Here is a 24,301-nt window from a genome sequence, read left to right as displayed (position 1 = left end):
GCTATTCCTCAGTGCTTCCCTGCTCAAACAGCCGCAGCTTGTCCGGATTCCGGTGTGCAAAGATCGCATGGATCTTCCCGTCTTGTACCTCCAATGACAATGCCGTGACCGGATGCCCTTTCACCAGGAGCAGCAGACCTGGTGCTCCATTGAAGGTGGTCACGCGTGTTTCGAATCCATCCGCGCTTGCTTCTCCGGCCCGGACGACATTGACGAAGAACTTTGCGATCACATTCCGGTCACGCAGTACCTTCGGCACAGCGGTCGCCTTGCCGCCACCATCCGAGTGCAGGGACGCATTTTCACCCAGCAGATTGAGCAGTGGCTCCAGTTCACCGGCGCGACACGCTTCGAGGAATTTCTTCAGCAACTCCTCATGCTCCTGATGCGTCGCGGTGAAGCGAGGCTTCTCTGACCGCACTCGCTCCCGCGCGCGCGACACCATCTTGCGACAGTTCGCCGCGGGCTTGCCGAGGATGTCGGAAATCTCGTCATACGTGTGACCGAATACTTCATGCAGCAGGAAGCCGGCGCGCTCCTCCGGGGACAGCTTTTCCAGTACCAGCATGAGTGCGATCGACACACTCTCATCCACCTGTTCTGCATGCACACTGGCCTCTTCCGCGCAGGCATTCACATACGGCTCCGGCAACCAGGTGCCGTAGTACTGCTCCCGCTGCACGCGCGCGGATTTCATGCGGTCCAGACAAAGCCGGCTCACCACCGTGAGCAGCCAGCTCTTGGGGGACTTCACCTCGGACGTATCCGCGCCTGTCCAGCGCAGCCACGCCTCCTGCACCATATCCTCCGCATCACTGACGGAGCCCAGCATGCGATAAGCCACGCCGGTCAGCAGACCGCGATGCTCTTCAAATGCGGCGGCCTGGGGGTTGGAGAAGGTCATGGGGAAGAGTTGATGGTTTATGGTTGATAGTTGATAGCTTGAGAAAAGTTGAGGGTTGGTGGTTGTGCGTTGATAGTCTGAAGAGGAATCCATCCGCTCATTGCGATTTTGGTGCCTGTCAGCAGCCTCTGGTTCAGGCTATCAACTATCAACCATAGACCATCAACCCTCCCGCGCCCTATGCGAGCAGTCCGGGAATCAGCGAGCAGCTCTTTGCATATCCCAGAGCACGTTTGATCGTAGGATAGATGCGTGCGCCCACGAGTGCCACTCCGAGCTCTGCCATCACCTCGCGACCCCAGCGGGACTCCAGACGCGGCAGCAGGTCCGGGTCCATCTCTTCATTCGTGGTCACCGCGTGGGCGAACTGATAAACGTCCAGATGCTCCGGGCTCAGGCCCTTCCCGCCGTGCAATGCACCGCGCATGATCGCATCCGGTATGCCCGCCTCGCGACCCATCTTGATGGCCAACTCTGTGCAGGGACCGCAGTCCTCCGTGCGTAGCGCGGCGATCTTCACGATGGCGAGCAACTCCGTCGGCGCCGCCTTCTGAAACCGGCTTGCTCCCATGGCCGCTTCAAACGCGAAGAACGCTTCCGGCGACGCGTCCATAAGCGCCTCCAGATAGCTCACATCATAGTCATAGTGCTGGGCAAACGCCCGCAACCCCTCCCGTGCTGCTTCAATGCTGCGCGGCGGATTCGCGGTTTGCTGGGTTTGCGGTTCGGCATCCAGGGTGGCGGTATGGGTAGTGGTGTTTTTCATGGTCGTTTCTTGGGTGTCACCAGTGATGACGAGACAGCCCCCCGGGACTGTGACTGCCGGAGCACTTTTCTTTTCATTTTCTTTGCCCGCGCCGCTGTCTCCTCCGTGTGTGCTGTTACTACTTCAGGACATGTAGGATAGCCCCGAGGGCCTCCGCATACCCATCTTCTGCTTGGCCTTCCGCTCACTCTGACGTTCCTCCCCATATGATCCAGAGACCATGACGCGCAGCGTCCTTGGACTGCGCGCAGCCCTGCTGCCGCTTTCCCTGGCGTAGCCTGCTGCGCGTTTCGATGCAGCGAAGCTCCCAAATGCCTGGGCATTGCGTGCGTCGGCAACAGTGTGACGCTCGCTCGTAGCGCAAAGTGCCCAGAGAAACTTGGCGACTTCGTCGCAACGCGGCGTGCAGCAGGCTGCACTTGAGCAAAGCGGCAGCAGGGCTGCTCGCGTCACAGCATCCGGATCATTTGTGCGTATCGCCCTTCTCCATGACGTTTATGCGCTACCGTGACTCACCTGTTGAACGAATCCACAAGACGCCTTTCATGAAGGGCACATACCATTTCCCGTGAATAGGACGCTACTTCAATCGACTCTCCTCCTCCCGGTTCTCTTCTGCTGTCACTTCATGGCCTTATCAGCAGGAGTGCCCGATGGCGCGAGCATGAGCTACCTCAGCAATGCCGACGTGAAGGTCGGCATCGATTTGAATCGCGGCGGAGCCATTGTCTTTCTGGCCAGGGCAGGGGAGGAGAATGTGATCAACAACTTCGATCTCGGCCGGCAGGTGCAGCTTTCCTTCTTTTCCGGTCCGGTGCCGTTCTCGGTGAATGGCCAGCAGCCTTCAGAACATTGGGAACACATCGGCTGGAATCCCATTCAGGCGGGAGATGATTTCAAGCATGGCTCGAAGGTGCTGGAGCATCGCAACGATGGACAGTCGATCTATGTGAAGACGCTGCCGCTGCAGTGGCCGCTCAACAACGTGCCGGGGGATTGTACTTTCGAGTCATGGCTGCGCCTGGATGGTGCAGTGGTCACGGTGCGTGCCCGCTTGAACAATGCCCGCGTCGACAAGATGCAATATCCCGCGCGGCTCCAGGAACTGCCGGCGGTGTATGCCAATGCTCCCTTCCACCGCGTGGTGAGCTACACGGGTGACCAGCCTTTTAGTGATGCTCCGGCGAACATCATCCCCAAGTCGACGGGCAAGCATCCGTGGTCCTTCTGGCAGGGGACGGAGGGCTGGGCTGCCTTGCTCGATGACAACGACAGAGGCCTCGGTCTGCTCACGCCGGGGCGCACCTTTTTCACAGGCGGTTTTGCGGGGAAGCCGGGACCGAACGACACGCACGCCACGAGCACCGGTTATCTCGCAGGCCAGGGACAGGAGATTCTCGACCACAACATCGTCTATGAGTTCCGCTACGAGCTGCTGGCGGGAACGTTGGCAGAGATACGCGCTCGCGCGATGGCCAGCAAGGCATCGTCATCAGCGCTCCCGGCATGGACGTTTGAGAATGACCGGCAAGGCTGGATCTACATGAACGCACGGGATGCAGGCTGGCCCGTCCGCGGTGCGCTTCAGGTGACACTCGACCAGGAGGACCCCCAATTGCTCAGCGCCTTTTCTTTCTGGCGCGCGGAAGAGGCTCCACGGTTGTCGATCGAATGCGCCATCAAGACCTCTCACAAGACGGCCGTGGTCTACTGGCAGCGCCACGGTGAAGACGCACCGGGAGCGAAGGATTTCATCCAGTTTCCCATCCAGGGTGATGGTGAGTTTCATCGCTATGAGATCGATCTTGCAAGTGTCCCAAGCTACAAGGGTAGCATCATTCGTCTGCGCTTCGACCCGGTACCGGTTGGCAGCGCTGGAGACACGATCACAATCAAGTCGGTGAGGCTGATGAAGCCGAGGTAGCGCGTGGGCTGTGCAGGTCTGACAGTGGGCTGTTGCGACGGATGCCAGCGACCTCACGGTAGTTCTGACTCCGGCCTGTCCCTTGGCACGCGTGCCAGGTATTCCTTGATCTCGCTCTCCGGTTTCCATGGCTCCATCGGCTTCACCATCACGCGGACGCTCGTGGTGCGTCCATCCGGCTCAGCGACATGGCGGGCACGCACTTCCTGAAAGCCCTGCCTCGTCCAGAAACGCTCCGCACGGGCATTTCCTCGTACGACGCCCAGCCGGATCCATCGCGCGCCTGAGTCGTGCATCCAAATTTCCAGCGCTTCATAGATCGCCCGGGCCACACCTTGCCCCTGAAAGCGGGTGGCAATCATGAACAGTGCGACGTGCCACACGTGAGCCACGCAAAAATCCGACACCATCGAGACTACTCCCACCATCTTCCCGTGTTCATCAAAGAGACCTGCGAACCACCGCTTCGCATACGGGAGGTGCGCGGGGGGATAGTCTCCAAACTCTCCCCACGCTTCGTGTCCTTGTGGCGGCTGCCCGTTCATCGCGAGGAAGTACTCCGGATTCGCGTCAAACAATGCCTGTAACTGCGGCACTTCCTCAGCAGCCAATTCACGACTATAGTACCCTGGGGTGGCAAATATCACAGGCTCCTGTTGCATGACTTTACTGTGCCTCAGCACGTCTGGATGAGACGGAGCGTCACTTGCATGGTGCATTACGCTTTGGGCCTGACAACTGGATAACCTGTCACCAAAGTAGCTTCGACTTCAGTCGAATCAAAAGCGCGTGGCAAGTCACAAGAGGTTTCCAGTTCCAACTCGACGGAAGCCGAAACTACTTTGGACTGCGCACCTCTTCTCCACCCAAAACAAAACGCCGGCGGGGAAACCCCACCGGCGTTCGCATTACGGAACCGACCGTAACAACCCAAACTTGGTGTTAGTGCATTTCGTAACCGGCTTCGCCGTGTTCCGGAAGGTCCAGGCCGGACTCTTCCACTTCGGGCGTCGCACGGAGGCCGACGATGGCTTTCACGATGAAGGCGATGACCGCGGTGGCCACCACAGCCCACACGATGGTCAGACCCACCGCCTTGAGCTGTTCCATGAGGAGGCCGTCCTTGAGGCCGCCCACCACGCTGTTGGCCTTCTCATCAGCGAAGACGCCGGTGAGGATGGCGCCCAGGGTGCCGCCCACGCCGTGCACACCGAAGGTGTCGAGCGAGTCGTCATAACCAAGAGCCTTCTTGATGAAGATGCACGCGATGAAGGGAACCACACCGGCGAGCACGCCCATGATGACCGAGGAGGTCAGGGTCACGAAGCCAGCGGCAGGAGTGATGACCACAAGACCAGCCACGATGCCGGAGCAGAAGCCGAGCACGGAGGGCTTGCCACGGAGAATCCACTCAAGCACACCCCAGGTGAAGCCAGCGGTAGCCGCTGCGAAGGTGGTGGTGCCGAAGGCGTTGGAGGCGATGGCGTCAGCACCAAGCGCGGAACCCGCGTTGAAGCCGTACCAGCCAACCCAGAGCATGCCGGTGCCGATGGCGCAGAGCACCATGCTGTGCGGAGGCATTGGCTCCTTGCCGTAGCCCTTGCGGGGTCCGAGGATGAGGCAGAGCACCAGGGCGCTCCAACCGGAGGTCATGTGCACCACGGTACCACCAGCGAAGTCGATGGCCTTGATGGTGGCTTCCTTGTTCAGCGGACCGCACATGAAGCCGGAGGTGCTCCATACCATGTGGGCGAAGGGGAAGTACACAGCGAACATCCAGATGGCCACGAAGATCAGCACGGAGATGAACTTCATGCGCTCAGCGATGGCGCCGATGATAAGAGCAGGAGTGATGATCGCGAAGGTGAGCTGGAAAATGCACCACATCACGTCCGAGATCCACCAGTAGCCAGCACCGGTATTGCCGGGTTCCACACCCTTGAGGAAGGCCATGCTGGTATCACCAAGGAACTTGCCCGTGCCACCGAAGGAGAGACTGTAACCAACGGCCCACCAGAGGATGGCGACCAGACCCGCGATGCCCATGCACTGGGCGATCACGGAGAGGACGTTCTTCCTGCGCACCAGACCGCCGTAGAACAGGAACAGGCCCGGAAGGGTCATGAAGAGCACGAGGGCCGAGCTCGTCATCTGCCAGGCATTGTGGCCAGGTCCAGGTCCAGGAATGTTGGACTTCACCTTGCGCTCTTCGCCAGCGGGAGGATCAGTCGGACGCTGGACGTTGTTCATGTATGCTTCGATGTCAGCCACACGCTGTTCCAAGGTGGGGTCAGCAGGTTCCGCGGGAGCGGCGGCTTCAGCAGCAGCAGGGGCGGGTGCCGGGGCAGGCGCCGGCGCGTCTTGCGCCGAAAGCCAGCTGCCACCCGTAAGGATCGCAGCAGCAGCGAGCGCCACGAGCTGGGTTTTTCCAAGGATGTGAGTTCGAATCATAGGTTGGTGTGATGTATTGTCTTCGTGATGCCTGCCGGAGACCCCGCGGAAGAGCGTGACGCCGAACGAGAACGGAGACGCAGAAAGCAGGGGGCGTGCCAACTGCCGCCTTAGGGCTTAAAAAAGTTCATGCTGGGAGCAGCTTTAACGTTTCACTCGCTGATTTGGACTCGAAACGAGTGTGCCTGAACTTCACGTAAGCTTTTGAAGTTCAATACCTTTTGCGGTGGAAATGTCTTCAGTGTCCCTGCCGTCAAAAAATATGGATGGGTACCCATAATCCACTTTCCCCCAGCACCAAAAAGAGCCGGTGAGTCCCCCTCTGCAGGGCTGGCATCACACCATACCCCACCCGCCGAGAATGGAGCAGGGAAGGGAAGCCCCGAGGGCCTTCGTCGACGTCACCCAAACGTCCTACTTCTTCTTGGGACCATTGTTCATGTACAGGACCTTCAGGGTTGGTGCTTGCTTCTTGATGTCTGCCAACAGGGCTCCGAGCTCGGCATCCGTCGCCTGTACGCTTCCCAGGATCAGTTCCTGAAGGGAGGAGTGCCGCCAGTCAAAGGCCTGCAGTTCTGCCAGGGTCATGGACTTTCCCAGAATCTGCAGGCGCTTCAGTTTCGGGCAGGCATACACCCTGGCCAGTGACTCGGGCTTCACCGTTTTCACACTCAGAAAGGCATGCTCCAATGCGGGCAGTTTGGGAAACTCACGCAAATCATCCGGTGCCCACTGGAGCGTCAATGTCTTCAGTTGCGGCAGCCGCTTGAGTTCCGCGATGGATTTCGGGTCCAGCTCCGCGCCCGTGAATGCGAAATGTTCCAGTTCATCGAGCTGCATGGAGGCGTGGTACACCTTGAGGGCATCCGCATCATCATGGATGAGGATGGTCATCTTTTTCACTGTCCCCGGCAACCACGGGAGCGCCGCTGCCAGTTGTTCAGCGTTGCTTACAGAGCCACCGATGGTCAATGAGTACGGCCGCCACTTGAAGTTCTTGGGCGCGATGAATTTCTTCAAGAACTGCTGTTGGAGCGGCTTCGGAACACCCCAGACGACCTTCGTGCGGTGGCCTTCCTCCGCCCTCAGGATGGAGAGCGCCCATGCCGACATGGCCAGCGGCACCAAGGCAAGCAGCGTGAGGCACGTGATCGTGGAGAGGATCAGCAGTCTGCGCTTCATGAAGGAATGCGGCAGATTTCACCATCCTTTCATGGGATTGGAAATCCCAAATTGCGGTGGGCCTGAATCCGATGACCATTGGCTTCGAGTAATACCGAAGGAAGTTGAAACCGAGTCTATGCATGAGACGTCGGACTACCTGAAATGGTTCATACGACGAGCGTATCCATAGACACACGGAGGTGGCACAGGCCCAAGGAGCGGGAACGCCTCGTTCCCGTGGGTGAAAGGGTTTAGGGCGTGTATCCGCCAAAGAACTCTGTTGGAACACGGGGGCACTCGACACGCAACATCACCAAGCATGGTGACCGCTGACGGGAACGAGGCGTTCCCGTTCCTTGGGCCTGCCGCAACGCGCTGGGTAAGTTCGTCGCGTTTAGAGACCTGTTTTCAACTCGTCCTGGTATAACTTTGTCCAGACAGTGCCGCATCGGGCCACCGTGCATTCATGGCAGTGCCCATGCCTTGTGTGTATCGCCCGGGGGCGCCGCCACTACTTCTGATAAATCGGCAGGAAATGGTGGTGCACGGAGAGGCTCAGCAGCGCCAGTGCTGTGGCATAGACTGGGCCTGCGCTGCGTTCATTCCCGTTGCGCGGCTGCCACGAGCCATTCGGCTGCTGCAGTTCCAGCAGCATCTGCTCCGTCTTCTGCCGGGCCACGGCCGCCTGCTCGCCACCACGCTGGTACATGCCTTGTGCGTAGTAGTACGTGCCGTAGAAAAACCATGCCTCGCTTGGTGCGGGCGGATTCTTCATCAGGAAGTTCGCGCCGCCGATGACCTCCGGTGCCTCATACTCACCGCACACCTGCAGGGAGAGGATGCCCGCCGCCGTGGTGGAGAAGGTCTGCCGGCCGCCGTAGGGCTCATAGCTGAAGGCCGCCTCCATGTTCTTCGGTGTGCCGTCCGGATTGCGATCGCTGCGGTAGCTGCGCTTGATGTATTCCACGGCTTTGTCGATGGCTTCCTTGGGCACATCCAGTCCCGCGTTCTTTGCGGCGCGCAGGGACATCACCTGCCACACGCTCACGGAAATGTCGGAGTCACTGCTGCCCGGCTCGTAACGCCAGCCGCCGCGGTTCGCCTCGCTCTTCACCACATCCTGCGAGCGCATAATCACATCGACGGCGCGTTGCAGGCGGCTGCGGATCTTCTTGTCCATCTCATCATCCAGCGTCTGCCCCACCATCTCCGCGTACATCAGGGACATGATGCCGTGTCCGTACATGCGGGAGCGGTCCGCCTGCCCGAGGTAGCCCGTGTCCGTGGGCACCACATTGTCCACCATGAAACGCAGGGCGCGATTCAGCGAGCGCCCCTCCGGCGTGGGATCCGTGGGCATGTGACCCACGCTGCTCAGGGCCATGATCACCAGCGAGGTGATGGCCCCGCTGTGCTGCGGCACGGCATCACCGCGATTCTCATCCAGGTAGCAGCCCTGCGCCCGCTGCTGCTGGAGGAGCCACGCCACGGCGCGATCCACACTCTGCTTCACCGCCGGCGAAATGGGCGGCGCCTCAGCGTCGCCTGGAGCCTGCGCCTGAGATGGCAGGGAGGACCCGACACACAATCCCGCTCCAAGGACGGATACAAGGAAACGCGTCGCGCGCTTTTGGAGAGAGTGGGGGAGCATGTTCATTGCGCTTCTGTCAAAACCGACCTGTGAGGCACTCAACAGCACGCTCAAAGCAGGCAAGGATAGATCGCAGCATCCGCCCATCATCCTTCCACGGCCAGCGAAAAAAGAGGGGGAGGTGCTGCCCGCCACCTGTGCGGTAGACAGATGCGTCAGGCATGTACCGAAAGCGAGGAAAGCCCAGAGGGCCTTCGTCCACCCCATCCTCCACGCTCCACCTCCTGTGCCTGACGTTCTTCGTGGCAAGCAGGAGAATGAATATCACTTGCGTACGTGCACCGTTCGATGGCGCATTCAAAGGAGGGGATGGTCGCTCTCAGCCCTGGTGAAATGCCGCGACGGTGGAAGATGGAGAGTTCATGAAAAGGCGACGATGCCGCCACTCCAAAAGAAAACGGAGGCATTTCTGCCCCCGCTTCATTTCCAAAAGATGAAAAGCAGACCGTCCTAGTTCTTGGGCTTGTGCTTTTCAATGAACGCATTCAGCCGGGTCATGAGGGCCTGCTCCTTGGTCTTGGCTTCGTCCATGCCCAGCTGAGCACCCTTCTGCATGATTTCGGGAAGGACCTTCAGCGCCTTCTTGCCAAGTGGCGTCTGGTAGAAGTCGCGCAGTCCATCCAGTTCCTGAACGGTGAATGTTTCCGCGTAGAGGGTGACGATGTTGCCCATCATCTTTGCCTGATCCAGGTCCTTCTCGAACCAGTCCTTGTAGAGTTGGACCAGTTCCGCCTTGCCCGCCGCATCAAGCTTGAGCTGCTGCGAGAGCTGGTCGACCATCGGCATCATCGCCGCGAATCCCGCGTCCATCTGCTCTTTCAGATTGATGGTATCCGCGAGCTTCTTGGCGGCCGCCAGGTTTTCGGCGGAAGGCTCGGCGTGAAGCAGGGCCGCCGGGAGGATGAAGGCGGCAAGAAACGTGGTTTTGAGAATTTTCATGATGGAATGATTCGTAGTTGCGGAGGCTGTAGGATGGGCCTGCCGGAGTGACAGGCGCCAGGCAGCGGCATTCTTCCGCGGGTGTTATGAAGGAGGCTCTTCCATCACTGCAAGGGAAAACTTCGCCACGGTGCCATTTCTCCGCCGCCGCTACTTTTTCGCCTTCTCCGCAATCGCCTTGTAGTAGCTCTCGATCGCTGCACGGTATTCCGGCGAGGGCTCCTGGCGTGAGGCCTCGGTGAGATCCTTCGCCATGCGGCTGGGCAGGTGGCCCCAGTCGCCGCCTTGCTCCACGCTGAGCACAGGCATGTTCAGATTCGTCTGTGTCATGGAGAGCTTGCCGCTCGGGTCCTGCGGAGCCTGGCTGTTCTGGCCGTCCTGGTTCATGCCCTCTTGTTGGGCCATCTGCTTGCCCGGAGCGGGCTGCTGTCCTGGGACCATGCCCTGCGCGCGCGCCTGGGCCATGCTCTGTGCCTGGGCCTGGCTCGCCTGGGCGAGACTCTGCTGCGCACCCTGTTGGGCGGACTGCTGCTGGCCACTCTGTTGTCCCTGCTGCTGCCCCTGTTGCTGGCCTTGTTGTTGCCCTTGCTGCTGCTGACCCTGCTGGCCTTGCTGTTGCCCTTGGGCCATCTCTGCCTGCTTCGCATTCACCGTCTGGTCGAGCTGATCCAGGGCTTGGGCCAGCATGGAGGCCTTCGCAGCGTTCATGAAGTTGGAGGGTGGGGGAATGGTCTGGGCCTGAGCCTTCGCAGCCTGCGCGGCGGCCTGCTGTGCGTTCTGCGCCGTTTGCGTGGCGGCCTGGGCAGCCTGGGGCGTGTTCTTGCCCGGGTCGGCCTTGGCGGCATCAGACATCTGCTGCAGCTGCTTGCTGGCTTGCGCGACCTGTTTCGCGGCCTCCTGCTGGCCGAGACGGTCCTCATGCCGTGCGACACGCGCAAGATCCTGCGCCTCTGACTCCGTGGCGGGTTGTGTCATGAAAGGCTGGTTCTGCGCCTGCGCGAGCTGCTGCTGGGAATCCTGTGCCGTCTGCGCGGCGAGGGCGCCGAGCGCGCGCTGCATCTGCGGATTTCTCTGCAGTTCCGCCTCCAGTGCCTCAAGCGCCTTCTTGGGGTCACCCTGGGCGGCCTCCATGAGTTCAGCGATGTTCTGGGCTTCGTTGTACGCTTCATCCAGGGGCTGCTGGATGTTCATGGCCTTCTCCAGGGCCTGTTGCGCGGCGAGCGCATCCTGTGCGAGCATCTCGCCCTTCTCCATCTTCTGAAGGTTCTCCGCGAGTTGCTTCAGTCCGTCCGCCGTCTGCTGCTGTGCTTTCGCGGCGTTCTGCAGGGACTGGGCTTGTTGAGGCGCCTGCGAGGCATTCGCGGCCTGTTGCAGGTTCTGCTGAATCTGGGGCGTCTGCTGGCGCATCTGGGCAAGACCCACGTCCGCCGTGCGTGCCATCTGGCGTTGCAGTTCATTGTTCAGATCAGCCTTGTCTGCCTCCTGACGCAGCGCGGCCTGCAGGTCCGCAAGCTTCTGCGCGTCCTCCTTCGCCTGGGGCATGAGTGCGTTCGCCTTCTCCGAGGTTTCCTGGGGGCTCTGCTCGTTGTTCCCAGCATTCTGTGCGGCCTGCTGCGTTCGCTCCTGGGAGCGCTGCAGCTGGGAGGCGGTATTCTTCGCCAGCTCGCTGAGCTTCGGGGTCATGGCCTCGAGGTTCTGCCGTGCTTCGGCGACCTTTGGAGAAAACTTTTCCATCGCTTCTGCAAGCTTGGCCTCGGCCTTGGCATTCGCTTCCAGCGCACGATTCTGCTGCGGCTGGATGGGTTGGGGCTGCTGGCCGTTCTGCTTCATCTCGGCCATCTGGCGGCGCTGGTTCTGCGTTTCGTCACGCTGCCACTGCGCATTGTTCATGGCCTCCTGCGCAGCATTCGCGGCGTCATGCTGCTGCATGCGGTGCAGGGCCTCGGGCAGTTGCTTGAGCTGGTTCGCAGCAGCCTGTGTGGCCGGCACCTGCTTGGCGGGGTCCGCCTGGGCCATCGCCGCGTCCTGTGACTCCTGGAGTGCCTGCGCGGCATCCTGGGCCATGGCGTCCGCCTGCAGCGTGCGTGCAGTCTCTGCAAGCTTGCGCGCCTGATCGAGCGTGTCCTTCACCTGCTCGGACGTGGAGTCCTGGCGAATCTTCTCCGCGAGCTTGTCCAGTGCGCGGCCCATGCGGTTCATGTCCAGCGCAGCCTGGGTGTTTGTCTGGTGGTTCTGCTCGCGCAGCTCGCTCTGGTCCTTGAACTGCCGTGCCGCCGCCGCCAGCTTCTCCGCCGCCTGCTCCTTCTGGGGTTCGGTTTCCTTCGAGTCATCCTTCTTGGGCTTCTCCTTGCCCTTCGCGGCGGCTTCCTCCTCGCGCTTCATCTGGGAGAGGGCCTTTGCGGCGTTGTCCTGTGCGGAGTCGATGCTCGCCAGCGCGGGATTCTGCTGCTGCATCATGCGTTCGCGCATTTCATTCGCCTTCTGCGCCGTCTCATCCGCGAGCCAGCGGCTGGTATCGCGCGCCTGGTTCACCGCGTTGCGCATTTCATTCGCCTGGCCGTAGACATACTCCGGCGACTGATGCTGCCCCTCGCGATCGAGTGAGGCTTCCAGCGCGGTGTTCTTCTTGGTGAGATTGTCGATTTGATTTGCCACGTCGCGCTGGCGGCCTTCTTGAATCACCTCCTTCAGCGCCTCGAAATCCTTCTTCGCCGTCTGGGAGGCGGCCAGTGCTGCGCGCTGCTGCTCCTGCCACTTCGCACGCTCATCATTCTTGCGATTCGCATCGATGGCCTTGTCCGCAAGACGGTTCTGCTGGGGCGCGAGGTGCTCAAAGGACTCGCGTGCTGCCTGTGCGGAGTCTGCCGCGGCGAAGGCCCTCAATGCCTGTGCCGCTGTCTCCGCGGCATTGTTCGCGCGATCCGCCGACTGCCGGAGCTGCTGTTCGCTCACTTCCTCGGACTGGAGCTGGTCCTGTACTTCCTTGAGATGCATCCCCTGAAGCTCGGCAAGGCGCTGGCCCACCAGATTTGCCTCCATCGCCTTCAGCGGGTTCGGCGCCTGCTTGGCATTTTCCTTGAGCTGCTCCCACAGTTCCTTGCTCTTCTCCTGCACGGCGGCGAGGTTCTGCTTCATCTTCGCCTTCGCGGCATCAGACTCCGCATCCTTTTGCGGATCCTTGCCGCGCTCTTTCGGATCACGGACCTTGTCTGCTTCACGGCGCATCTCCCGCGCTTCCTCCGCAAGGGCCACCGCTTGCTGCGCGAGGCGGCGCTGCTGCGCGGCGAACTGCCTCTGCGCGAGGTCCAGCTTGTCCTCCACAATCAGCAGACGGACAGGTGTGGACTCGGCGCGTTGTCCCTTCACGTCCGTCGTGGCGAGCTTCACCAGCACGGTGTCCCCCGGCTTCACCGGCAGAGGCGTCAGGCGGAACTCGGTGCTGATGTCCGCCTCCTTGCCAGCCTGTACCTTGAGGTCGGTGTCCTTCCAGTTCGCACCATTGATGGCATAGGAAATGTCACACTGCTTCAGGCCCACATCATCCGTGGCATGGCCGAGCACCTTCACGGCATCATCACCGCGCACTTCGAGCTGCTCGCGTGGTTGGGTGATGACAATCGCCGGGGGCAGATCCGGGATGGTCTCGATGCGCCAGGGTGCGGATTCTTCGTTGGTGAACTTCGTCTCCTGCGCCGTGAGCGCGAGCTGCCACGCATCTGCCTTGCCATTCACCGTGATTTCTGCGGAGAGGATGTCCTTCTTGTCATGCGTCACATTCACGGAGGCGATGTCTGGCAGCAGCGTGGCCTTGGTGGTCTCGATGGGCTGGTTCGCCTTCATGACGAGCGTCACCTTCGAGCCCTCCAGCGCGGAGATGTCACCGTGGTCTTCCGTGATGGTCTCCTCCTTCAGCCCGGTGTAGGCAGGCGGCGTGATCTTCTTCTGAAACTCCACGATGCGCGGACGCGGGCGGGCCTCAAGCGTGTGCCATGCCGTGATGGCATCCCCTGCCAGCACGCGGTAGCGCACATTCTGCTGACCGATGCCGATGCTGCCATCGAAGCGGTTCACGCCTGCGTGGGAGAGCTCCATGCGCGAGGGGCGGCCGCCATTGCTCACGGTCTCCACCAGGATGCGGTTGGGAATTTTCCCATCAATCTGCACACCGAGAGGCACAGAGGAGGCGATGGCCACGAGCGCATCTCCCTTTGGCGGTGTGACAATGCGCACCTTCGTGCTGGAGGGGCGGCCGATGTTGGCAAACGGCAACGCCGCTCGCGCCATGAAGCCGGGCAGGTGCAGCCCGCCCACAAAGCACAAGCCGATGATGAGCGCCACCACCGAGCACAGGGTGATGAGCCAGCGGCGGTTCAGTGAGGAGGGGAGAATCTTCGTGGCATCGAATCCCACGAGTTGCTTCGCCACATCATCCTGCAGCAGGGCACGGAATTCCGGCGAGTCCGGCAGGTGGTCCGGGTCGCCCTTGGAGAGTTCCACGGCGGAGAGCAGCTTTTCATGCATGCGCGTATCGGCATTCTCCATGAGCCGGGCCGCGATGAAGAGATCCTGCGCCTGCCGCACCATCCGCAGCCCCAGCCACCACGCAGCCACCGCCGCGATGGCATAGGCCCCATAGCTCATCCACTGGCGGATGCTGTCCGCCATGAAAGTGAGCCGGTCCACCACCGCCACCATGAGCAGCAGGAGGAGCAACACCACGGCCGCTGTCATCCACGCACGCTGGATGAGCAGTTGCTTGCGACGCTGCCGGAAACGACCAATCGCCTCCAGAGTGATGGGGCGCAGGGAGGTGTTGGTGCTCATGAGGGGAAATGGGGAACTTGGCTGCTCGTGGAAGCAGGCGGGGAGGGCAGGGTGCGTGCGGGCCTATTCTAATACGTTCCAGAAGGGCCGCTTCTTGGGGAGGAAAGGCAAAGTCCTGCCAACAGTCTTCCGGTGGCTGCGGGATGGCAAGCGGGATGAATCATCCGCCTCTGGAGCGGGAGAGCCAGTCCTACCATGGGGCCACCGATTCCAGCCGGGCGCTCATTTGTGCCCCCATACCCGTCAGCGCCTGCACGGCCGATTGCTGCTCCTCCTTGAACTTGCCCATCCCCTTTTTCCGGATCTCCGGGACCATGTCCATCAGCCGATCAATGCCCATGATGACAGGCTCGATCTCAAGTCTGTATTGCTCCGTGTTAAACGAAAACTGCTGGAACTTGTGTGCCAGGAACAGCGCCTCCTGAAGCGAGCTGACACTTTGGGGACTCTCAAGCCGCGCGCGGATTTCCCTGACCTGATACGCAAGGTGCTCCAGTTGCTGCCGGGTCATGCACGAATGATGAGGTATGACTCAAAAAATGGCAAGACAGGAAGCTCACGTGGTCCTTCCTCCGATGATCAAGCGCTGGCCTTCCTCGCAAAATAAAGGCCCCTTCCGAAAATTCCCTTTTCATCATACTCGGGCTCCAGTCCAGCATGCCGAAACGCGCCCAGCATCTCCGCTTGGGTGAAAAGCGCCAGCTCATGGTCCTCCGTGAAATGGATGACTTCCGCCGGACGCCCGACCAGGAAGTGGAATTGCATGAATGAGATCCGATCCCCACGGACTTCCGTGGTGTTCATCCGGCATATCTTGAAGTTCTCTTCCTCAAATGAAACCAGGTGCGGGCGCCCTGCCTTCCAGCGTTCAGGCGTGAGCCATGGTTCCACGATCAGTGCTCCCTGCGGAGCCAGATGATCGGCCATGCATTGGATTGCCGAGTTCAGCTTCTCCAAAGTCATGGCGTAGCCAATCGCGCTGAACAGACAAAGCACCACGTCGTATTTCTTCTGCAGGTCGAAGCAGGTCATGTCAGCCACCTCATGCCGCCCTTGGGGATTCTTCCGGTGCGCGGCGGTGAGGTAGTCCCCATTCAAGTCGACCCCATCCACCTGGTAGCTCGCGCAGAGGTACTTTGCATGTTCCCCCGTGCCGCAGGCCACATCCAGAATGCTCTGCGCGCCCGGCCTCAGCTTCTCGATCCAGGTTCGCACCTTCTCCGCCTCTCCCCGGTAATCCTTCATCCGGGTGTATACGGCGTCATAAAGCTCAGCGGTTCCAGCGTGCATCGGTCCAACTTAGTTACGTGTAAGCAGACGTCGACAAACTTCTGGTGTGGTGAGGCGGACCGCACCGCGACCAACGGTCGCGGTGGATCAACGCCTGCGGCGTTGCTATCACACCAGCCGCCACCGCTTCCGCAGAAGCCACTCGATGGTGAGCAGCACCATCGCAATTCCAAACCACCACCAGCTTGACCACAGGATCGTTTCCTTCACGCGTGTTTGCTGCCGGTCGAGCTGACGGAGCAAGTCGGGCAACTGGGAGAGGTCTCCCTCGCGCAGGAAGCGTCCACCACTGGCACGAGCCATGCCTTCCAGCAGGGGACGATTCAGGGTGAGATGGCTCCATTCCTGATTCGCACCCGTCTCCACGCGGAAGGCCAGCTTCACATCGCCGGGTGGCAGGTTTGCCTCGGAGACCGTGATTTGATAATCCCCACCGGGCAGCGCGCCGGTCATGGCGCGGAAGACGCCACCGTGTGCCGCATCGGGGTCAAGCTGCAGCGTGGCAATCTCAAGACCGTTGCGGAAGACATGCACGCGTGGCTTCGCATCTTCCACCACCGCGCCCTTCGCATCGCGCAGACGCACGCGCAGCTCCGCGCTTTCGCCTTCCTGATAGCGCAGGCGATCCATGCCGAGGCTCACGCGCTCATTCTCCACGAGAAATGGCGGTGCGGCGATCCACGAGGCGATCTGCATCCAGAATTTCTGGTGATGCATGTCCGCGACTTCATAGCGCCAGCGCCAGAGCTCATCCGTGCCCAGCCACAGGACGCTGCCGGCGCCATAACGGCGCCACACCAGCGCAGCTTGATCCTTTTCTGCATTGCCTCCGAAGCGGGCGAGCACGGTGGCGTCAGATTGCGGACTCGCAGCGGAGGTCCACATGGCTTTGGGAAGCTTGGTCCACAGAGCTGCGTTCGTGGATGAGGTGTCACCCAGGCGCAGCGCCTCCAGCGTGAGGCCGTCCTTGGTAAGGTGGTAGCCGGTGGGCTCGGTGAGTTCATTCTTCCCGCGCGAGGCGACGGGTATCAGGCTGCCGACCTTCGTCTTCGCCCACTCGGTAAGATGTCCGCGGCGTCCATCGATGACGATGAGTCCTCCGCCACGCTTTTCCACAAACTCGATCAGCATGGCCTGCTGATCTTCACGGAGGGCATTGGGGCGGATGTCACCCAGCACCACCAGGTCGTAGGTCATCAGGTCTTCACGCGTCTTGGGAAATGCTGCCTGTACCGTATCACTTGGGCCATCCTTGAAGTCATCGAACGCAGCGGTGACTTTCCAGCGCTCATCTGTGTCGAAGTGGTTTTTCAGATAGCGCGTCTCCCAGCGCGGACGTCCATCGACGATGAGTACCTTGCGTTTCCGCGTGAGCAGATGCAGGGCGATGACGCGTTGATTGTTATCCGTGATGCGGTCGCGTGCGCTGGCATTGCCGGTGAGCTCCACCCGCACGTTCAGCAGGCGCAGGGATTGCTTCACGTCACCCGCGAGTTCCTTTACGGGAAAGCTGAACTCCATGCGCCGCTCACCCTTGCCGGTGGTGGTGAAGGACTGCTGCCACAGCACCTTGTTCGCCTGTGTGATGCTGGCCATCGCCGGAAGTCCGGCGGCAATGGCATCATTGATCAAGAGAACCCCTTCCGTGCGATCTTCCGAGAAGACAGCCTCCGGCGCCTTCACTCCCAGCAGTGCGAGATCCGGCGGCGCGAGTTCTGCGCCATAACCCACGGTGAAGATGGGCACGCCATTTTCACCCATGCTGGCCGCGAGATCCTCGGGGGAGCCGGGACCATTGTGCTGGCCATCCGTCAGCAGCACCAGGGCAGCTCCGTTCGGGCTGGGGCCGAGCGCATCGCGCAGCGGCTGATCCAGGTTGGTGAGGGTGGCATCCGGTTTGAACTCAAAGTTCAGTGGCAGATCTCCAGAGATGTCGCGCCCTTCATCGCGCTGCCACCAGAGGCGCTCCGCCTTGTATCCGCGCAGGGCAAAGAGCTCCACATCATGCTTCTCCGCGAGGCGGCGTGCGAGTGAGATGCCCGGGGTGAGAAGCGCATCCTCCGCACGCGAGAAACGGGGCAATGCCGGCTTCACCTCTCGTGCGGCTGTCGCTTCGCCTGGAGCCTTGCCGTTGGCTTGCGGCAGTTCATCGGTGAAGGACATGCTCGCGGACGCGTCCACCATGAGCACCACGCGCCCGAGCTGTCGGAAAGTGGTCACGTGCCGCAGAATGGGTCCCGCCAGACACATCACGATCATGAACACCGCGATGGAACGAAGCAGCGCGGGCACCCACCTTGCCATGCCTGAGTGGAATCGCAGTTCCCTGCGATAGTAGAAAAACATCAGCAGTCCCAGCCCAATCGCCACCGCGAAGACCGGCACCGGAGGCCAGTCACCTGTGAAGCGAAGATAGGTATGTGTGGGAGAGGGGGGCAAGGGTGGTGTGAGTTTGGGGGAGAAGTCGGTAGTCGGTAGTCGGTAGTCGGTAGTCGGTAGTCGGTAGTCGGTAGTCGGTAGTCAGTGGTCAGTGGTCAGTGGTCAGTGGTCAGTGGTCAGTGGTCAGTGGTCAGTGGTCAGTGGTCAGTGGTCAGTGGTCAGTGGTCAGTGGTCAGTGGTCAGTAGTCAGTAGTCAGTAGTCAGTAGTCAGTAGTCAGTAGTCAGTAGTCAGTAGTCAGTAGTCAGTAGTCAGTAGTCAGTAGTCAGTAGTCAGTGGTCAGTGGTCAGTGGTCAGTAGTCAGTAGTCAGTAGTCAGTGGTCAGTGGTCAGTAGTCGGTGGTCAGTCGCGCTTGTTGTACTCCAGGCTGAAGGCCTGAAACATGCTAGCCCAGGGCAACGCCCTGGGTATATTGCCGGAAATCATGGAGCCCTGAAAGGGCGGAATAAAGCGTGGCATTGTCATGTGTTCTTCAATCCCATGCATATCGTTCATCCAACGGAACGGCGTGCTTTTCACACAATCGGCGAAACTCGTCTTGAAATGACACCTTTCGATGGTGTTCCTCCTGATTTTGGATATACGCCTTCACATCCTCCCCCTTGGATTCGCTCACGGAGAAGACACCATAGCCAGCTTGCCAGTGGAAGCCTTGGTATGATGTGCCCTGTGTTTTCAGCCATTTTGACGGCTGTTTTTTGATTTCTTCCAATAGGTCGCAGATGGCAACTTTGCGGGAGAGCTGACACAGGGTATGGACGTGGTCCGCGACGCCATTGATGAGCAGAGCAGGACAATCCATCGCATTCATGATGCTCGCCATGTAAGCGTACAGGTCTTTTCGCACCACAGGGTCACTCAGCCACGGAGCGCGATCCTTCGTGCTGTATACGACATGCAGCAGGACTTTGGAGAGTGACTGGGCCATGGCAGGTTCTATTCCGCCCTTTCAGGGCTTGTGAATTTTGACCCTGGAACCCAGGGCGTTGCCCTGGGCTGACCTATAGCAGACCTTCGGCCTGCGGATTGCAGATAGTTGGAGATGAAACACTGATTACGGAGGTGGGTGAGGTTGGATTGATGGGGAAGGGGAGGTCACGCCTTCCCAATCCTCTGCTGAAGGAACACCTCCCCGAAGAGGAAGATGAGCAACAGCACGAGAATCGGCTGCCACAGTTCGGTGCCGTGGCGGCGGGAGCGGTCGAGGCGGGCGTACTCGTCGTAGCTCTCGGCGTAGCCGGCATCGAAGCGGCTGGCGACTTCGCGGGACTTCTCGCTGGGTGTGGCTGTCAGATTGGATTCAGCGGGGTCGAGATTGAAGGCAAAGCGGCGTGTAGGCTCGTTGGCATTTGGCACTTTGGGACGCAGCTCATACAGGCCGGGTGCATAGGTGGCGGCATAGTCCACATACACCGCACCGGTTTCGTCCTTCTTTGCCACGAGATCGTGCAGCTTGTTGAAGGGGTCCGTCAGCACGTACTCGGACTTCTCCCTGGTCACATCCAGTGGCGCGCGCAGCAAGGTGCCGCACATCTGGAACTGAGGCGCGGCGTTCTGCGTGGCGAGGTAGGTTACCAGGCGCTGCATCAGCGGTACGAATACAGGCTGCAGTGGCAGATTGTTCCAGCGTGCATTCGCGGTGGAAGAAACCGCGAGCACGCGTCCCTTGCCATAGGGCTTCTCCACCAGGAGGGCATCACCGCGGTCCAGGCTCAGCAGCACACGCGCGTCACCTTGGATCTTGTCGAAGCGCACCCAGTGGTTGAAAGCCGCATCCTGCAGGCGCAGACCACGTGCGTCGTTGAAATAGGTCGTGGCAGGGTGGGTGAAGCGCTGGCTCAATATGCGCGCCGGAGACTGCCCTTCATCCACATGGCCGAAGCCGGACATCGCACAGGGCATCAGACCCTTGCCATCGCGGTAGAATTCCTTGTCATACCAGCGCAGATCCATGTCAGGCCCGGCGAAGATGAGCAGGCCGCCGCCGCGCTTCACAAACTCCTCCAGGTCCTTGTACTGCCTGTCGTTGAGTTTTGAAACGTTCGCGAGGATCACGACCTCTGCACCCTCGGTGGCCTTGTCCCGTAGCTGGCGATAGTCCACGAGTCCCGAGCGAATCACGTCCTTCAGGGAAACCTCCGCGCTTTGGTGCGGAGTGAGCGCGATTTGCAGGAAATCCGCATCACCCTCCAGCGAGGTGCCACTCTTGTTTTCCCCGTGGACGATCAGCGTGTTCACCTGCTCGCGCACCGGGATGACCAGGGAGAAAGCATTGTCTTCAGGGAAAGAGTCGCCCTCCAGTCGCACCGTGAGGGAGTGGTCGCCCGCCGTCTCGAACGCATGGGTGAGTGTCATCACAGTTTCCGCGTTCGGTGCAATTGACACACGTGTGGTGCGCAGGCGCACGCCATCCGCCTCCAGATGCACCGCGATGTCCTGATACGCGCGCGTGCCATGATTCTGAATGCGTGTGCGCAGCGCGATGGCCTGCTCCCGCGCGACCACGAACGCGGAAGGATCCACTGCGGCGATGGAGAGATTCTCCTGCAACTCACTGGGCACGCGCAGGAAGGTGAGCAGCGGCTTTGGCTCGTTCTTCGCCAGCGCATCGAGTGCGGGGACGGTCCCGCCCTCCACCACATTGCGCCAGTCGGCTTGCTGGAAGTCGGAGATGAAGAGCACTTCGCGTCCCGCATTTCCCATGCGTTTCAGTTCTGCCTGCGCGAGTTGGAAGGCCTCGCTGATCTTCACCGGACCAGAGAGGCTGGGCTCGCTGTCCATGGCTTCTGTCACCACATCCATGGCCGTGCTCGGCTGCGCCATGAGCAGTCGTGGAGGACTGCCTGCAAGGATGATGCTCACATCCGAGCCGCCGGGCAGTTCGCTGAAGATGCGGCGCAGGTGATTGCGTGCCTGATCGCGCGCACTGCCACCTTCCCCGGGGGCGCGCATGGAGTAGCTGTTGTCCAGCACCACCACGAGCGAGTTCTTGTTCAGTCCGGGGAGTTGTCGCAGCAAGGTGAAGACGGGACGGGCAAGGAACAGTGCGAGCAGGATGGGAATGCTGATGCGCGCGATGAGGAGAAGAAGCTGCTCCACCTTCACGTTGCGCTTCTTTTGCCGCAGCGCTTCATGCAGCAGATGCATGGCGCCCCACGCCACGGTCACCACCCGCCGCTTGTTCAGCAGATGGATGATGAGCGGGATGAGAAACGCTGCCGCGCCCGCCAGGAGGATGCCGTTAAGAAACCACATCGTGCATCAGTGCCGCATGCGCAGCGCGAGGTAGCTTTTCACCGCGGCGGTGAGTGGTTCGTCTGTCATGATGGGCACCAGATCCACCTGGTGCTTGCGCAGGCCTTCGAGCAGTTCCTCGCGGAACTTCGCCAGCACCTGCAGGTAGCGCTGCCGGATCACCACGGGGTCGAGCTGCTCGAAGTCCTCGGGATTTTCCAGATTCTCAAAGCGCGCCCAGCGTGAAAAGGGGAAGTCGATCTCATCGCGATCCCACAATTGGAACACGATGATCTCATGACCCTGCTTCCGCAGGACACCGACGGCTTGCAGCAGGGCTTCAGCGTCATCAAAGCAGTCCGAGAGCAGCAGGAGCAGCCCGCGGCGCTTCATGCGTGGCGCCAGATTCTGCAGCACACCCGCGAGCGAGGTATCCTGACCTGGCTGTGTCTTCATGAGCACTTCCAGGATGTTGTGCAGGTGCGTGGTCTTCGTGCGGCAGGGAATGTAGTCACGCACCTTGCTGTCGAAGGTCACGAGGCCGACGGCATCCTGCTGACCGGTGAGCACATACGCGAGTGATGCCGCGAGCTTCCGTGCATGCTCGAACTTCACCTGTCCCTTCGTGCCGCGGTACTTCATCGACCCGCTGGCATCCAGCAGGATGGTCGCGCGCAGATTCGTCTCCTCATCGTATTCGCGGATGTAGAAGCGGTCGCTGCGGCCGAAGATTTTCCAGTCCAGCCGCTTGATTTCATCCCCCTGCACATACGGGCGATGCTGGCGGAACTCGACACTGAATCCTTTATGCGGAGAGGCGTGCATCCCCGTGGAGAAACCCTCCATGACCGTCCGCGCGAAGAGCGGCAGCCCGGTGAGCTGCGCCAGATCTTCGGCAGGTAGGAGGTCGGAGAGTTTGGCCATGGGGAGGGGAGATGGTCAGTAGTCAGTAGTCAGTAGTCAGTAGAGCCCGACGTGGGGTGACTTGTGTGGCGAAGCCACCTTGGACTGCGTGCAGCCTGCTGCCGCTTTCCAGAGTCTCCAGCCTGCTGGAGCGATTGCTGCGCTCGCTGACCGCAGTGCATCTTGAAGTCGACCATCACAGGGGCTAACTTCATGCATGAGTTCAGAGAGCTTCGCAGAAATCCATTCTAGCGCGCCGGAAGCACTCTCTCCTGAAATTCGAGCCTTTCTCGAACGTCGCCTGACTCTGCATGAGCAGCATCCGGCGGCTGTTCGTACCATTGATGAAGTCACGGTAGGCATCAGGTTGTTGAAGGAGAGGCTGAGGACACAAGCTGAAAAGTCGGTAGCTGCGAATGGATGGAGGGTAGACTCTGCCATGTAGGAGTTGGCCTGTGTCGGGCAACTGACCTACTTGCCAGTCACTCCGTGCTTTCCCGCTTTTAAACTCACATCACTTTCCCACTCGGACGCTTCGTGTTCTCAAGGAGGTGCTTCACGATGTGGTCCACGGTCACGCCTTCCGCTTCGGCGTGGAAGGTGGGCACGAGGCGGTGGCGCAGCACGGGGGTGGCCAGGGCCTCCACGTCATCCATGGTTACATGCGTGCGACCGCGCAGCAGGGCACGCACCTTGCTGGAGAGGATGAGATGCTGGCTGGCACGCGGGCCTGCGCCCCAGCCGACCATTTGCTTCACATAGCTGCTCACGCCGGCCTCAGTGGTGCGCGTGGCACGCACCAGGTCGAGCACGAAGTCCGTCACGTGATCCGGCACCGGCACACGACGCGCGAGTGCCTGCGCCTGCTGCAGGTCCTCACCACTCAGCACGGGTTGGATGTCATCCCCTGCGATGCCAGTGGTGCGGGCCAGAATCTCGCGTTCATCATCACGGGTGGGATAGGCGACTCTGATGAGAAAGAGGAAGCGGTCTTTTTGCGCTTCGGGCAGGGGATAGGTGCCTTCCTGCTCAATCGGGTTCTGCGTGGCAAGTACGAAGAAGGGTCTGGGCAAGATGAAGGTCTCCTGACCTACGGTCACGCTGCGCTCCTGCATGGCTTCCAGCAGCGCAGCCTGAGTCTTGGGCGGAGTACGGTTGATTTCGTCCGCCAGGATGATCTGGGAGAAGATGGGGCCTCGCAAAAAGACCATCTTGCGGCGGCCAGTCTGCTCATCTTCCTGGATGATTTCTGTGCCGGTGATGTCCGCCGGCATGAGGTCCGGGGTGAACTGGATACGGCGGAAGGTGAGATGGATGGCGTCGGCGAAGGATTTGACGAGCAGCGTTTTTGCCAGTCCCGGTACGCCTTCCAGAAGGGCGTGGCCTCCCGCAGCCATGGCAATGAACACCTGCTCAATCACGTCTTCCTGACCCACAATTCGCTTCGAGAGCTCGGCGCGCAGCTTTTGGTAACCGTTGACCAGTTGAGAGGCCGCCTGGGAATCTGAGATGTCGGGCATGGGGGATGATCAGTGGTCAGTTTACGTTCCTTAACCGGGCAAACTTACAGGCTCCCCGGACAATCAATATCCATTCAAGGCCGAAAAGCTCGATCCGCCCGCTTCGCATCGTTCTTGTGTTCACACAAGGATTTTGCCACGGGCAGGAGGAAAAAAGAAGGATGGAAGATGGGAGGGGCTTGGCAGCCCAAAGGAGCGGGTTCCAAAGTAGCCTCGGCTTCAGCCGAATTGGAATCTACCCACTACGCGAACTTCCACCCTGACGCGTTCCTGATTCGACGAAAGTCGAAACCA

16 protein-coding genes are annotated in these 24,301 nt (G+C 60.5%); 1 reads left to right on the top strand and 15 read right to left on the bottom strand.

The genetic code is table 11. From position 1 onward, the window contains the following. Position 1: 1 nt before the first annotated feature. Both sigJ and DES53_RS31455 read right to left on the bottom strand, forming a co-directional pair. Positions 2 to 904 carry an RNA polymerase sigma factor SigJ gene (gene sigJ / locus DES53_RS31460; protein WP_170157573.1) on the bottom strand — a complete coding sequence of 301 codons (903 nt, stop codon included), beginning with the start codon at positions 902 to 904 and terminating at the stop codon, positions 2 to 4. Positions 905 to 1,082: 178 nt separating this feature from the next. Next, positions 1,083 to 1,670: a hypothetical protein gene (locus tag DES53_RS31455; RefSeq protein ID WP_113962310.1), complete on the bottom strand. Its 588-nt coding sequence runs from the start codon at positions 1,668 to 1,670 to the stop codon at positions 1,083 to 1,085. 628 nt (positions 1,671 to 2,298) lie between these two features. Here DES53_RS31455 and DES53_RS31450 point away from each other — a divergent pair. Next, a complete protein-coding gene (locus DES53_RS31450) occupies positions 2,299 to 3,594 on the top strand; it encodes a hypothetical protein (protein ID WP_147263745.1) in 1,296 nt (431 codons plus the stop codon). Positions 3,595 to 3,647: 53 nt separating this feature from the next. Here DES53_RS31450 and DES53_RS31445 read toward each other — a convergent pair whose 3' ends face one another. The 13 genes from DES53_RS31445 to DES53_RS31370 all read right to left on the bottom strand — a co-directional run bounded on the left by DES53_RS31445 (position 3,648) and on the right by DES53_RS31370 (position 24,007). Then, on the bottom strand, positions 3,648 to 4,256 hold the full coding sequence (locus DES53_RS31445) for a GNAT family N-acetyltransferase (protein ID WP_170157572.1): 609 nt from the start codon (positions 4,254 to 4,256) through the stop codon (positions 3,648 to 3,650). A gap of 280 nt (positions 4,257 to 4,536) precedes the next feature. Then, a complete protein-coding gene (locus DES53_RS31440; RefSeq protein ID WP_113962307.1) occupies positions 4,537 to 6,045 on the bottom strand; it encodes an ammonium transporter in 1,509 nt (502 codons plus the stop codon). Between the two features lie 414 nt (positions 6,046 to 6,459). Next, on the bottom strand, positions 6,460 to 7,227 hold the full coding sequence (locus tag DES53_RS31435) for a hypothetical protein (protein WP_113962306.1): 768 nt from the start codon (positions 7,225 to 7,227) through the stop codon (positions 6,460 to 6,462). 493 nt (positions 7,228 to 7,720) lie between these two features. After that, the gene (locus DES53_RS31430; RefSeq protein WP_147263744.1) at positions 7,721 to 8,860 is read right to left on the bottom strand and encodes a prenyltransferase/squalene oxidase repeat-containing protein; all 1,140 of its coding nucleotides are present in this window, start codon (positions 8,858 to 8,860) and stop codon (positions 7,721 to 7,723) included. A gap of 450 nt (positions 8,861 to 9,310) precedes the next feature. Continuing rightward, positions 9,311 to 9,799, bottom strand: a complete 489-nt coding sequence (locus tag DES53_RS31420; RefSeq protein ID WP_113962303.1) for a DUF2059 domain-containing protein — start codon at positions 9,797 to 9,799, stop codon at positions 9,311 to 9,313. 150 nt (positions 9,800 to 9,949) lie between these two features. Beyond that, entirely contained in the window at positions 9,950 to 14,623 is a 4,674-nt protein-coding gene (locus tag DES53_RS31415; protein WP_113962302.1) for a hypothetical protein, read from the bottom strand. A 190-nt stretch (positions 14,624 to 14,813) separates the two neighbouring features. Further along, positions 14,814 to 15,134, bottom strand: coding sequence for a hypothetical protein (locus DES53_RS31410; RefSeq protein ID WP_113962301.1), 321 nt, complete (start codon positions 15,132 to 15,134; stop codon positions 14,814 to 14,816). Between the two features lie 68 nt (positions 15,135 to 15,202). Continuing rightward, positions 15,203 to 15,913: a class I SAM-dependent DNA methyltransferase gene (locus tag DES53_RS31405; RefSeq protein ID WP_113962300.1), complete on the bottom strand. Its 711-nt coding sequence runs from the start codon at positions 15,911 to 15,913 to the stop codon at positions 15,203 to 15,205. 108 nt (positions 15,914 to 16,021) lie between these two features. Continuing rightward, positions 16,022 to 18,352 carry a hypothetical protein gene (locus DES53_RS31400; RefSeq protein ID WP_147263743.1) on the bottom strand — a complete coding sequence of 777 codons (2,331 nt, stop codon included), beginning with the start codon at positions 18,350 to 18,352 and terminating at the stop codon, positions 16,022 to 16,024. Positions 18,353 to 18,822: 470 nt separating this feature from the next. Next, on the bottom strand, positions 18,823 to 19,278 hold the full coding sequence (locus DES53_RS31395; protein WP_113962298.1) for a transposase: 456 nt from the start codon (positions 19,276 to 19,278) through the stop codon (positions 18,823 to 18,825). 167 nt (positions 19,279 to 19,445) lie between these two features. Further along, the gene (locus tag DES53_RS33380) at positions 19,446 to 21,605 is read right to left on the bottom strand and encodes a VWA domain-containing protein (RefSeq protein WP_170157571.1); all 2,160 of its coding nucleotides are present in this window, start codon (positions 21,603 to 21,605) and stop codon (positions 19,446 to 19,448) included. A 6-nt stretch (positions 21,606 to 21,611) separates the two neighbouring features. Beyond that, positions 21,612 to 22,508 carry a DUF58 domain-containing protein gene (locus tag DES53_RS31375; RefSeq protein WP_113962297.1) on the bottom strand — a complete coding sequence of 299 codons (897 nt, stop codon included), beginning with the start codon at positions 22,506 to 22,508 and terminating at the stop codon, positions 21,612 to 21,614. A gap of 488 nt (positions 22,509 to 22,996) precedes the next feature. After that, positions 22,997 to 24,007 carry an AAA family ATPase gene (locus DES53_RS31370; RefSeq protein WP_113962296.1) on the bottom strand — a complete coding sequence of 337 codons (1,011 nt, stop codon included), beginning with the start codon at positions 24,005 to 24,007 and terminating at the stop codon, positions 22,997 to 22,999. Between the last annotated feature and the right edge of the window lie 294 nt (positions 24,008 to 24,301).

This window comes from Roseimicrobium gellanilyticum (genome assembly GCF_003315205.1).
Lineage (GTDB): Bacteria > Verrucomicrobiota > Verrucomicrobiia > Verrucomicrobiales > Verrucomicrobiaceae > Roseimicrobium > Roseimicrobium gellanilyticum.
The sequence above is the reverse complement of the archived record's forward strand: the minus strand, read 5'-3'. Positions and strand labels throughout refer to the sequence as shown.

Excerpts from the sequence above, each read along its gene's own strand:
- sigJ (WP_170157573.1), bottom strand. The coding sequence starts at position 904 with ATGACCTTCTCCAACCCCCAGGCCGCCGCATTTGAAGAGCATCGCGGT.
- DES53_RS31455 (WP_113962310.1), bottom strand. The coding sequence starts at position 1,670 with ATGAAAAACACCACTACCCATACCGCCACCCTGGATGCCGAACCGCAA.
- DES53_RS31450 (WP_147263745.1), top strand. The coding sequence starts at position 2,299 with ATGGCCTTATCAGCAGGAGTGCCCGATGGCGCGAGCATGAGCTACCTC.
- DES53_RS31445 (WP_170157572.1), bottom strand. The coding sequence starts at position 4,256 with ATGCAACAGGAGCCTGTGATATTTGCCACCCCAGGGTACTATAGTCGT.
- DES53_RS31440 (WP_113962307.1), bottom strand. The coding sequence starts at position 6,045 with ATGATTCGAACTCACATCCTTGGAAAAACCCAGCTCGTGGCGCTCGCT.
- DES53_RS31435 (WP_113962306.1), bottom strand. The coding sequence starts at position 7,227 with ATGAAGCGCAGACTGCTGATCCTCTCCACGATCACGTGCCTCACGCTG.
- DES53_RS31430 (WP_147263744.1), bottom strand. The coding sequence starts at position 8,860 with ATGCTCCCCCACTCTCTCCAAAAGCGCGCGACGCGTTTCCTTGTATCC.
- DES53_RS31420 (WP_113962303.1), bottom strand. The coding sequence starts at position 9,799 with ATGAAAATTCTCAAAACCACGTTTCTTGCCGCCTTCATCCTCCCGGCG.
- DES53_RS31415 (WP_113962302.1), bottom strand. The coding sequence starts at position 14,623 with ATGAGCACCAACACCTCCCTGCGCCCCATCACTCTGGAGGCGATTGGT.
- DES53_RS31410 (WP_113962301.1), bottom strand. The coding sequence starts at position 15,134 with ATGACCCGGCAGCAACTGGAGCACCTTGCGTATCAGGTCAGGGAAATC.
- DES53_RS31405 (WP_113962300.1), bottom strand. The coding sequence starts at position 15,913 with ATGCACGCTGGAACCGCTGAGCTTTATGACGCCGTATACACCCGGATG.
- DES53_RS31395 (WP_113962298.1), bottom strand. The coding sequence starts at position 19,278 with ATGGCCCAGTCACTCTCCAAAGTCCTGCTGCATGTCGTATACAGCACG.
- DES53_RS33380 (WP_170157571.1), bottom strand. The coding sequence starts at position 21,605 with ATGTGGTTTCTTAACGGCATCCTCCTGGCGGGCGCGGCAGCGTTTCTC.
- DES53_RS31375 (WP_113962297.1), bottom strand. The coding sequence starts at position 22,508 with ATGGCCAAACTCTCCGACCTCCTACCTGCCGAAGATCTGGCGCAGCTC.
- DES53_RS31370 (WP_113962296.1), bottom strand. The coding sequence starts at position 24,007 with ATGCCCGACATCTCAGATTCCCAGGCGGCCTCTCAACTGGTCAACGGT.